Source organism: uncultured Amphritea sp., from assembly GCF_937127095.1.
GTDB lineage: Bacteria > Pseudomonadota > Gammaproteobacteria > Pseudomonadales > Balneatricaceae > Amphritea.
The window spans coordinates 1-10862 of sequence record NZ_CAKZLP010000086.1 but is presented as its reverse complement, the minus strand read 5'-3'; the positions used below and the strand labels follow the sequence as shown (position 1 = coordinate 10862).

Sequence of the window (10862 nt, the reverse complement as noted above, 5' to 3'; positions counted from 1 at the left end):
TGGTCTTTTTTTTGCCTGAAATTCAGTGGTTTATAAAGGTGCGAAGAAAGCGTCGGGCTCGGCTCTTGATAAGGGCAGGAAGGTCGTTGGTTTAGATCTGGCCCCCGCTACCACAACGGAAAACAAGACTAGCCGACAGGTTGGTCTTTTTTTTGCCTGAAATTCAGTGGTTTATAAAGGTGCGAAGAAAGCGTCGGGCTCGGCTCTTGATAAGGGCATGAAGGTCGTCAGTTTAAACCTGGCCCCCGCTACCAACGTAATAATCAGAGGTGTATCGAAAGGATATGCTTTTTTATGTCTGATGTAAGTCAAGCGTGTCGTATCTTAATTATTCGTTAACTGAGATAGCCTTTATTTTGTGACTTCAATCTTAAAGTCTTGCTGAAGCTTAGCCCAATGCGATCTAAGGCCTTCTTTGTGCACTTCGTTCATCGGTAACGCTATCAGAGCCTCAGGCCATAACTCTCTTGCCTTGCTCATTGTATCGTCCAAGTGAGGCTTTATCACTCGCCACGGAATGCCAGACCTGCCTGCCCATGACTGAAAGTGTGCCATAGTGACTGTATACCACTCCTTGGTTTTACCTAGATTGAGCGCGTACTGAGTTTCGTTTTCGATATAGACGTTGGTTGTCACAATATCGTAAGCAGGAGAAAGCCGTGGCGTGATCTTATCGGGGTATAGAAAGCTCCAGTTCTTGAGATGTGCATCGCCATTCGCCAGGAGAATATTCACCAGTAATCGCCTTGCGAACTGTTGAGCGTCGGCAAGTCCGTCGCCAGAAAAGTCATAAATGACTTTGCCGATATTCTCGTAATTAGCGGAAGTGTATTTTTCGTGCGGGTATTTCACCAGAATCTGTGCGAAGTCTTCCATGTGGATACGCTGATCATCCTCACGATCAAAGCGCTTGATGGCAAAGGCTTGCTGCTCATCGGGTAAGTTAATTTGTGGCAGATTATCGAGCTTATCCAGTTCAACGAGTTTGATTTCGGGAATATCAACCCCAACCAGCCCAGCCAATGACATGGCCGTGTATTCATTCAGTGGTACAAATTTGTGCTTGGTTGATGGCGTTTTGATGATCCAGTCACCCAGCACATCGCCCTTGGATAAGTTGTAGCGCCCATCCTTTTCCTTCATGGAAAATTTCATCTGCACGCCAGCCAGGGAAAACTTGTTTTCCTGAGTGATCTTTTCGAACTTAACCGCCTTGGCTTTTCCGTGCGTGTTCAATACGGAATCAGGAACATCTTCAGGCTCCATAGGCGTGGCTTTGATAGCCCCCGGCAAATCTTCGCCAAGATACGAGAGGATGTGAAATTCATTATCAACGTGTACCTTCAGCCCTTGTGCGATCAGCTCACGTAATGAGCCTTCTGGCAGCAAGTTTGAAAGTACAGGATGCAGCCGTTGATTTCGTGCCCATGGCTCGGCCATGAGCTTGACCGCATTCACAAAGTTGGGGTGAGTAATCAGGCTAAACGTAGGGCGCTCTGGATTATTTTTGAATGTATCTGCAAAGCTCAATACATTGCGGCCACTCTTAAAGCCTGTGAGATAGCCGATCAATACGCCGTATATTGAGAGCTGTAATACATTTACTTCATCATCTGTATCTGTGCTCATTCATTTTCTCCGAGCAATCCTTGCCATGGATCATCGGTTAATGACTTGCTCTTTTCCTTGGCCGATTGATCTGGATCGCTTGATGCCGGGGTATTGTCGGCCAATACAGCCAGTACGGCATTTAATTTTTCTTGGGGAATAAGTAGTAGCTCGCTCTTAAGGCCCTTGGCAACAAGCTCAAGGGTATCAAGTCGTGGATTGCCTTTTGATTCCAGGCGCTGATATTGCTGGCGCGAAATACCGACGCGCAACATCATATCGTGTTGCTTGAGTGCCAGTGTTATACGGCGTTTTTTTATTTGTTCGAGCAGTGAATTCATGATGAAGCTTATATGTTGCTATTTATCTATAAGAAACATATTAGTTTCATTTATGTGCGTTAGCAATATATAAGTTGCTAATTAGCGCGCCGGATTTATGAAAAAGGCGTTTGTTTCAGTGCCTAAGCTACATCAACAAACTGGTGGCGAGGAACAACATCAGCCCCATACCAAGAATGTCGGTGAAGGTGGTCAGGAAGATGCTGCTGGCCATTGCCGGGTCGGCTCCGAATCGTTTCAGGGCTACGGGTACCAGCACACCAAAAATGCCACTGCCGATACAGGCGCCTACCATGGCGACAAGCACCACCAGAGCGAGTGTGGCGGCATCTTCTGCGCCGCTGATACCGGCGTAGATCCACATCGCCAGGGCGGCGACTAAGCCGACGAAGAAGCCGTTCATCGCGCCGAGGATGATCTCCTTTCTGAGAACTCTGGAGACTGAAACATTGGCCAGTTCGCCCAGAGTCATACTCCGCAATGTGATTGCCAGAGCCTGACAGCCGGTGTTGCCACTCTGACCGGCAAGCACCGGAAGAAAGACGGCAAGAACCACGATACGGGCGATGGTGTCTTCAAATATGCCGACCACAAATGCCGCCGCAAACGCGGTTAATAGGTTGATCTGCAGCCAGGGGTGGCGCATCCGGAATGACTCAAGTATGGGGGTAGAGATGCGTTCTTCTCTATCCACACCGACCATCGATCCTGCCTGCGCACTGATTTCAGTGGCGACATATTCAAACAACCGCCAGCCATACACCAGCCCCAGCAGTGTGCCTTCCTCATCGGTCACCGGATAGAGACGGTGGCGTTGTGACAGGGCTGCGTTGACCGCTTCAGGCATCTCTACATCGGGCGTGAACGCAAACGGGTCCCGCGTCATGGTCTGTTCGAGCGTCTGTCCGGGGCGTGCCAGTAGCAGGTCGCGCATCGCCACTACCCCCAGCAATTTATCGTCGTCATCGGTAACATAGATATAGGTGATGGTGATGGAGGGATCTGTTCTGACAATATAGTCCAGCGCACTGGCCACGGTATCATCCGGTGACAGGGTTCCGAAAGCTTCCGTCATTAACTCGGCAACTGTTCCCTTTATACCTTCAAGAGTGTGTTGCTCATGATCACCTTGTTCTTTGCGGCCCGCTTCAGATGCCAGGTGGGACGCTATTTTCAGTGCGACTTCGGTAGGGAGGTCGTTGAGTGTGCTTTCAATCGTATCGGGTGTTTGCTGCGCCAGCAAAGAGGCGGCAATTGCCGGATCCATATCGGCTAAGGTGATGGTGCTGGCGTCAGTTGCAGCGTTGTCTCTATTCATGTCAGGAAGTCTCATTGCCGGTCGTCAGCGCTTTATACGTAAGCAGTTAAACAATAGCCTAGTTAGAGGGTATACGCTACAGCGTAGTTTTTTATAAATCCTATATAATTCAATGTCTTCAGTGCGGTGATAGATTATTTTTTGTAATAATAGTTGCAAATTAGTTAATATGTTAACAAAATAAGCCTATTGAGCTGATCATATCAGGTGTGCAGCCGTGTTTGTTGTGTGCCCTGACGGGATCTGGCTAAACTGATCTGTCAGCCTGACACGTTTTATATCAGTCTGAATATAAAAGAGATAAGAGGAAACTGAAATGGGTAAACTGGCGCTGGTGGCAAAGATCACGCATGTTCCAAGCATGTATCTGTCTGAACTGGATGGACCGCAAAAGGGCTCACGACAGTCGGCTATTGATGGTCATATTGAGATCGGCAAACGTTGTCGGGAACTGGGCGTTGATACTATTGTGGTGTTTGATACCCACTGGCTGGTCAATGCCAACTATCACATCAACTGCGCGCCCCATTTCAAGGGTAACTATACCAGCGGAGAGCTGCCGCACTTCATCTCGAATATGGAGTTTGAATATGATGGTAACCCGGAGCTGGGTAAAATTCTGGCTGCAGAGTGCAGTAAGCAAGGGGTCGAAACACTGGCCCATGATAAGACCTCGCTGGGGCCAGAATATGGCACCATCGTCCCCATGCGTTATATGAATGAGGACCGCCATTTCAAGGTGATCTCGGTTTCTGCTTTATGTACCGTCCACTATCTGAATGATTCAGCCCGTCTGGGATGGGCGATGCGTGAGGCGATTGAAAAACATTACGATGGCACCGTGGCGTTCTTTGCCAGTGGTTCGCTCTCTCATCGTTTTGCGCAGAATGGTCAGGCGCCTGAGTTTGCCAATAAGGTCTGGAGTCCGTTTCTGGAAACGCTTGACCATGAAGTGGTTGAAATGTGGAAGCGTGGCGACTGGAATACCTTCTGTGAGATGCTGCCTGAATATGCGGCCAAAGGTCACGGTGAAGGCTTTATGCACGATACAGCGATGATGCTGGGAGCGCTGGGTTGGTCTGATTACGAAGGTCAGGCAGAAATTCTGACACCCTATTTTGGTAGCTCAGGTACCGGTCAGATTAACTGTGTATTCCCTGTGACTGAGCAGGATGGATCAGCGGTGCCAGGCCCTCAGGCATCAGTTACTGCCAGTTTTGCACCGGGTTCCAGCCGTTTGTAAACTCGAGTTTTTGCTCAAAAGCTTGAATGTTCTACCGGGGGGCTGTCTGGCCCTCCAAGCCCTTCAACCTGCCCCTCTCTGATTTAAATCGGCCAAAAATCGCACTCAATTTCTTTTTAACGCCTTGTAATATTGACGAAATTTATCCTGAGTAGAATACCCGGTCTTGTTGCTGTATCACTGCCGGAGTTCAGTCGTGAAAACTACCCTGTTCGATCTTATTTGGAAGCTGAAGCGAGCCCTGGAAAAAGAGGGACATGCGCCTATTGATCTGCACAAATTTACCGAAGATGGTGAATATCGCCGTACCATTCTATTGAATGCGGATAGTAGCCAGTTTCAGTTCAGTGCGGGCATCAGAGCGATCTATACCGATCTTCTTAAAGACGAAGCGCTGGATCTGACAAAAGAGATCGATCTGCAACAGGCCGTAGCGGATAATCCGGATAACTTCCTCGCAGCAAACGCTAAAGCCGTGCCGCCTGCAGAGGTTAATGTAAAGTCTGAACCGATAGGGCGCAACAGAGTTTTTCCGGGCTTGTTCGCGTTGTTTCTGTTGGTTGCGCTGGTATTTGGTTTTCAATATTTTCAGGGCCAGAAGGGGGGCGCGGCGGTTGCTTCTACTGTGAGCAACGCGCCGACACCTGAGTCTGCGAAATTGAAAGAGAAGCGTCTGTTTCGATTGCATGGCTCGAATACCATCGGTGAAACCCTGGCGCCTAAGCTGTTAAAGGCGTTTCTGCTCAGCCGGGGTGCTGAGGATATTCAGCAGCGTACAACCGCGGTGGATGTTGAGGATAATCTGCTGTTTCGCATGCCCGGGGATCTCTTTTTATCACGCATTGAGATGCAGGCACATGGTTCCAGTACCGGATTCAGATCGCTTGATCAGGGGGTTGCCGACCTGGCGATGGCTTCACGGCGTATCAAGGATAAAGAGAATGACAAACTTTCTCCACGTTACGGCGATCTTATGGCGAAAGGGACTGAGCATATTATCGGCATGGATGGACTGGCCGTTATTGTCAATCCAGCCAATTCAATCAGCCATCTGAGCACGGCGCAACTGGCGATGCTGTTCTCTGGTGAGGTCAATAACTGGTCAGCCTTTGGCGGGTTGGATCTGCCTGTCAAAGTATACGCCCGGGATGAAAACTCAGGTACCTGGGACTCTTTTAAGTCGATGGTGCTGAAAAAACATGATAAGAAACTGACGCCCGATGCGGTGCGGATTGAGTCCAGTATTGATCTGTCTGATCAGGTGAGTAAAGAGCCCGGCGCGATCGGTTTTATCGGCCTTCCCTATATTTTGCGGGCGAAGGCGTTGGCGATCTCCGATGAAACTAACGCCCAGCCGATCTATCCTACCTCGTTTACCATCTCGACCGAGGATTATCCTCTGGTGCGTCGTTTGTATATGTATGAGCCAGCTACGGTGGGCACCGGATCATTGATCGATGAGTTTATTCGCTTTGTGCTCTCGGAAAAGGGTCAGGATGTGGTGAAGGAGGCCGGATTTATCTCGCAGAATGTTTATAAAACCCGACCTGTATTAAGCAATCAGTTACCTCCTGCATACCTTAAACTAACTGAAAATGCAGAACGTCTTTCACTTAATTTCCGTTTTCATAGTGGCACCATCATCCTGGATAACAAGGCCCAGAGAGACCTTGATCGGGTGGTGAAATATTTTGAGGATCATCCGGGACAGTCTGCTATTCTGGTGGGTTTCTCCGATAGTATTGGTGAACCGGCGACCAATCAGCAGATCTCGCAACAGCGTGCTCAGGCGGTTGAACAGGCGTTGCTGGCGCGGGGAATCAATGTGCAGGTTGTCGGGGGGATGGGGGAGGCGGTGCCTGTCGCATCGAATATAACCCGTTCAGGACGTCAGCGTAATCGCCGGGTAGAGATCTGGGTGCGCAGCCCGGATGTTGTTGCCGGTTATTAAATGATCCCCATCGTTGAACCGCCCGGTATGTGAAAAATGTACCGGGCTGTTATCTATCAACGAAAATGCTTAGTTGCTTTTACTACAGCACTTCGTAGAAATGCATCTCCACTAAGTCAGGGCGGCGTACCCCCGTACCGATGAACATGCGCTCAGTGATCCATTTCATTGAGGGTGACTCGGTCTCAAACGTTGGGCTGCATCTGAAGTATATCTCTGCGGGATCCACCGGTTCTCCCCGGATCAGTTTAGCGGTAATCTCTGGTTCAGCGACCCGAATCGCGCGGTTGTGAACGTAGATCAGTTCGCCTTCTGTTGTTTCCAATACGTAGTGAGCATCAAGCCCTGCCATGCGTGGCGTCAGAATTAACTGATAATCCGCTCCGCCAGGTAAAACGTTGCCGGACCAGCCATGGCCCTCGACACTGCCGCCGCTAATGGGGATCACCCGCCTTTGTCCGTGCTGCGCATGACCAATCTCCTGAGGCGCATCGACTTTGACTTTTAACTCTGCGAAGTGCTTAAGCTGTGGTGCGGTATTCATTCTTATTGTTCCTCTGTTATCGGTCTATCTATTCTCTATGAGCATCTATGTCACCGCCTGTACTATTTTCCTATAGGGAAAATATAGAGGGGTGCGATATTTCTTTAGCTTCTTATGTATAGCCTTTTTGTTAATATGCTAATTAATATTTATTGTTTAGTATATAAACAATAAATCATTTTTGCTAAGCTCATTGTCTGCACCGATTTAGTGAAATGAGTTTGAATCGATGCAGAAGAGAAGAGGAGGAAGGGAGTTCAGTCGCCGTTCATGACCGTTATTCAGAATATAGACCTATAAAATAATAAGAATCCTATGTGCGCTTTATCACGGCCGGATTCTGCTGAATGTACAACCAATCAGGAAGCTGGAAATGAAAAAAATAACAAAAGTATTAGCCACCGCAGGTGTTTGTGCCGGTATGTTTATCTCTCTCAGTGCGTCCGCTGTTACGACACTGAAAGTGGGCACCTGGTTGCCACCGACAGCACCACAGAATGCAATCGTATGGCCTACCTGGGCAAAGTGGGTAGAAGAGGCTACCGAAGGCCGGGTTAAAATTGAACTTGAATATGGTCTGGGGCATCCCAAGTCGATGTTTGATCTGGTTGAAGACCAGGTTATCGATGCCAGTTTTACGGTTAACGGTTATGTGCCAGGCCGCTTCTCTCTGGGGAGTATTGCAGAGCTGCCGGGCGAGAGTCCGGATGCTGAGAAAGCTTCTGTTGCGCTGTGGAAGGTACAGGAAAAATATTTCAATCAGGCAAATGAATATGATGGGTTGAAATTGCTGGGGCTCTTTGTGCATGGTCCGGGACAGCTGCATACCGCTTTCCCGGTGAACTCCCTGGCGGACCTGAAAGATAAGAAGATCCGCATCGGTGGTGGCATAGCCAGTGAAGTGGCGAAGCGTCTTGAAGTGACTGAGGTGGCGGCACCTGCACCAAAAATCTATGAGATGATGCAGCAAGGGGTGGTTGAAGGCGTTTTCCTGCCAGCATTGGACCTGAAGTATCTGCGATTGGCTGAAGTCTCTAAATACCTGACGGCCTTCCCGGATGGAATGTACACCACGACCTTTAGTTTCTTTATCAATCCGGACTCATTTGCTGCGCTGAGTGAAAAGGATCAGCAGGCGCTGATGAGCGTATCAGGTGAAAAACTGTCCCGTTTGGCGGGTAAAACCTGGGGTGAGGCGGATGCCAGCGGCTATGCTGCAGCCAAAGAAAACGGTATTGCAATCAATCGTCTGAGTGAAACCGATCCTATGGTGGTTGAGCTGAAAAACAGAACTGCCGATATGGCGGGGCAGTGGGTTGAAACGGCAAAGGCTAAAAACGTTGATGGTGCTGCGGCGCTGGAGATGTTCCGCTCACTGGCTAAGTAATGTCATAAAAGGACGCTTCTGAGGAGCGTCAGGTTACTGATAAACCCCAGCATTTTTGCTGGGGTTTTGTTTTTCTAAGGCTATTCCAGGGACTTTAGCAAAAACGAGATAAAACATTTATGGGACGTTTCAGAGTTGTTGATCCTGATAGGCCTTAGACCTCCTATCCCCACCATGCAAGCCCGCTTGAACTCGCCGTCCTAACTGCTGTTCAATTTCTGCCTTAAAGCGCTCACTGCCCAATATACACGCTTTATTTGTAGCATTACGTATACTTTCTAACGTATGTACAGGGATAAAGCCCGAGAACAATGCGGTATAAGCTGTTTGACGTTCTGCAGAAGTACTTCCCAGCCCCAGGTAAATATCGTGCGGCGTAAGCAACGTTATTTCTTTGCCTAGTGCAGTCGCGTGGTAACTGGACCAGCGATAATCGGTGGGAAAATCAACCATCCCTGCTCGAACTGGATTCAACTCGATATAGCGACTGACGATTAAAAAATAGTTTTCACTATCGACCAGAGATGATTTAAAACGCCCTCCCATAAAGTGCCTGAACGCCGATAACTCTGGTTGATATAGCGCACGTAGTAACGGCCCAGAGCCTGCATCAAGCAGCTAACCCCTTCTTTAGTTTTCGGGGTGAGTAACAGATGTACATGATTGGTCATTAGAACATAGGCATGCACAAGAACTTGATACTGTTCTGCATAATGCTTTAATCGATCCAGATAAACCGCATAATCCTCTTCAGCAAAGAAGCATGCCTGTCGATTATTTCCACGTTGAGTCACATGCTGAGGAATTCCGGGCAACGCCGCCCTGGGTAATCTGGCCATCCCTGACCTCCAGAAAATAAGAATTGAGGTATATCAGTCTAGTACAGAAAGGGGTGAGCGAAAACCAACAACTCTGACCCCTTGATCCCATAATTGAGGTATATCAGTCTAGTACAAAATGGGTCGAGCGAAAATCAACAACTCTGACCCGAATGGCACTTAATTGGTGTAAGGTGTTTCGTGGCTGGGACTTGATCAGGGTTGACGAGAAGGGGCTTCACTTGGGATGAGGTTGGATATCCCCCCCCCCCACACCCCCGGCAAGGAAGCCCCCGTGAGCCACCATCCCTTTGATTCGTTCCGCCGCCGAGTTCATCACGCCCGTCAATGTGGGGATCTGTACTTTGCTTCGTTGATCTCAAAGGAAACTATCGAATCGGTCTTTGGTGAGGCAAGTTCCATTCTCGGTGCCGCCAGAATTTACAACACCTCGGTGATGCTCTGGGTCTTCCCGTCGCAAGTGATGAGCATTCATCACGGCTGTGTTTCGGCGGTTGCCAAGTTGATCACGTATCGAGTCGCCAATGGGCAGCCTGCCTGCTCAGCACAGACGGGTACGTAATGCATCGCTCGCGATAAGCTGGACGAACCGGCGATGCACGAACTGGTGAAAGCCAGTGGCCAGGCCATAGAAGCAAAGAGTCCCCATCATTGGCTCTGGCTGGGCCACCGAGTCATCACCGCCATCTACGCCACTTTTGGCGCATAAAAGACAGGAAATCCGCCGCCCCGAGGGTGACAGATTTCCTGTAATTTCACGTCTAGCTCCCCCACTTGGACTCGAAGAAGTGGTCCGAACCCTTGAGAAAACGCTGAAAATCGATGGCGGCGGTAACGCGGGCGGTAACATCTCGGACGATGAGCGGACACAGTTGGCGGAATGGGCCGCATTGTACGGACGTGTCAGGAGGCTCTGTAAGACACTTCGGCGGCGGGTGGATTGACGGCGGAAAGTGCAATGGAATTCAGCCGGTTCGACCGGTAGAATGGACGTCTCAGATTCAACAAGGTGGCAGCATGACAATTACGATTCCTGATGAGCTCCAGACTTTCGTTGCTCGCGGTGTGGCGAGTGGTCGCTTTCGTTCTGAGGACGAAGCTGTCCGGGAAGGTCTGAGCCTGTTGCGGCAACGCGAAGAAAAACTGGAGGCACTGCGAGCGGACTTGCAGGTTGGCATCGATCAACTGGATGCTGGCGAGAAGTCGCCTCTGGACATTGAGGCCATCAAAGCACGCGGTCAGGCGGTGCTTCAGGCTCGACAGGAAACCCGTTGATGCCAATCGTCGAGACATCCACGCAGGCCACGGAGGACCTCGTCGGAATCTGGGCCTACATTGCCGACGACAATCCAATCGCGGCCAACCGCACCTTGGACAAGATCAACGATCATTGTTTGTCGTACGCTCACCAGCCAGAACTCGGTGAGCAGCGACGTGAATTAGGGCGGGGCATTCGGTGCTTTTCGGTAGGCTTGTATGTCGTCTATTATCGAGCAATTTCCGACGGCGTCGAAATCGTACGAGTCATCCACGGTGCCCGTGACCTAGACCGCAGCTTCTGAGTGCCTGTCCCCAATGTGGTTGCCGCTAGCCCCGTCCGCCTTCGCTGTCGCCTCGGCCTTAGATCGGAA

At 49.8% G+C, this 10862-nt stretch carries 12 protein-coding genes; 6 read left to right on the top strand and 6 right to left on the bottom strand.

Annotated features, from left to right (window positions below):
- Window positions 1-351 precede the first annotated feature (351 nt).
- From Q0499_RS22940 to Q0499_RS22930, 3 genes are all read right to left on the bottom strand, one after another.
- Complete coding sequence (locus Q0499_RS22940) at window positions 352-1629, bottom strand: type II toxin-antitoxin system HipA family toxin (RefSeq protein ID WP_299205176.1); 1278 nt, start codon at window positions 1627-1629, stop codon at window positions 352-354.
- Entirely contained in the window at window positions 1626-1949 is a 324-nt protein-coding gene (locus tag Q0499_RS22935; protein WP_299205173.1) for a helix-turn-helix transcriptional regulator, read from the bottom strand. Before Q0499_RS22935 ends, Q0499_RS22940 begins: the two co-directional genes overlap by 4 nt.
- 127 nt (window positions 1950-2076) lie before the next feature.
- On the bottom strand, window positions 2077-3267 hold the full coding sequence (locus tag Q0499_RS22930; RefSeq protein ID WP_299205170.1) for a magnesium transporter: 1191 nt from the start codon (window positions 3265-3267) through the stop codon (window positions 2077-2079).
- 316 nt (window positions 3268-3583) lie between these two features.
- On the opposite strand from Q0499_RS22930, the gene hpaD reads away from it, so the two are divergent.
- Complete coding sequence (hpaD, locus tag Q0499_RS22925; RefSeq protein ID WP_299205167.1) at window positions 3584-4510, top strand: 3,4-dihydroxyphenylacetate 2,3-dioxygenase; 927 nt, start codon at window positions 3584-3586, stop codon at window positions 4508-4510.
- 196 nt (window positions 4511-4706) lie between these two features.
- On the top strand, window positions 4707-6461 hold the full coding sequence (locus Q0499_RS22920; protein ID WP_299205165.1) for a phosphate ABC transporter substrate-binding/OmpA family protein: 1755 nt from the start codon (window positions 4707-4709) through the stop codon (window positions 6459-6461).
- Window positions 6462-6543: 82 nt separating this feature from the next.
- Here the strand turns inward: Q0499_RS22920 and Q0499_RS22915 are convergent, their stop codons facing one another.
- Complete coding sequence (locus tag Q0499_RS22915) at window positions 6544-7005, bottom strand: DUF3237 domain-containing protein (protein WP_299205162.1); 462 nt, start codon at window positions 7003-7005, stop codon at window positions 6544-6546.
- A gap of 373 nt (window positions 7006-7378) precedes the next feature.
- Here Q0499_RS22915 and Q0499_RS22910 point away from each other — a divergent pair, with 373 nt between their 5' ends.
- On the top strand, window positions 7379-8392 hold the full coding sequence (locus Q0499_RS22910; RefSeq protein WP_299205159.1) for a TRAP transporter substrate-binding protein: 1014 nt from the start codon (window positions 7379-7381) through the stop codon (window positions 8390-8392).
- A gap of 129 nt (window positions 8393-8521) precedes the next feature.
- Here the strand turns inward: Q0499_RS22910 and Q0499_RS22905 are convergent, their stop codons facing one another.
- Both Q0499_RS22905 and Q0499_RS22900 read right to left on the bottom strand, forming a co-directional pair.
- A complete protein-coding gene (locus Q0499_RS22905) occupies window positions 8522-8938 on the bottom strand; it encodes a hypothetical protein (RefSeq protein ID WP_299205156.1) in 417 nt (138 codons plus the stop codon).
- Window positions 8887-9231, bottom strand: coding sequence for a transposase (locus Q0499_RS22900; RefSeq protein ID WP_299205154.1), 345 nt, complete (start codon window positions 9229-9231; stop codon window positions 8887-8889). The genes Q0499_RS22905 and Q0499_RS22900 overlap by 52 nt, the downstream gene beginning before the upstream one ends.
- 274 nt (window positions 9232-9505) lie before the next feature.
- On the opposite strand from Q0499_RS22900, the gene Q0499_RS22895 reads away from it, so the two are divergent.
- From Q0499_RS22895 to Q0499_RS22885, 3 genes are all read left to right on the top strand, one after another.
- On the top strand, window positions 9506-9793 hold the full coding sequence (locus Q0499_RS22895) for a hypothetical protein (RefSeq protein WP_299205151.1): 288 nt from the start codon (window positions 9506-9508) through the stop codon (window positions 9791-9793).
- A 455-nt stretch (window positions 9794-10248) separates the two neighbouring features.
- Window positions 10249-10506, top strand: a complete 258-nt coding sequence (locus Q0499_RS22890; RefSeq protein WP_299205148.1) for a type II toxin-antitoxin system ParD family antitoxin — start codon at window positions 10249-10251, stop codon at window positions 10504-10506.
- The gene (locus tag Q0499_RS22885; RefSeq protein WP_299205145.1) at window positions 10506-10793 is read left to right on the top strand and encodes a type II toxin-antitoxin system RelE/ParE family toxin; all 288 of its coding nucleotides are present in this window, start codon (window positions 10506-10508) and stop codon (window positions 10791-10793) included. Before Q0499_RS22890 ends, Q0499_RS22885 begins: the two co-directional genes overlap by 1 nt.
- Window positions 10794-10862 lie beyond the last annotated feature (69 nt).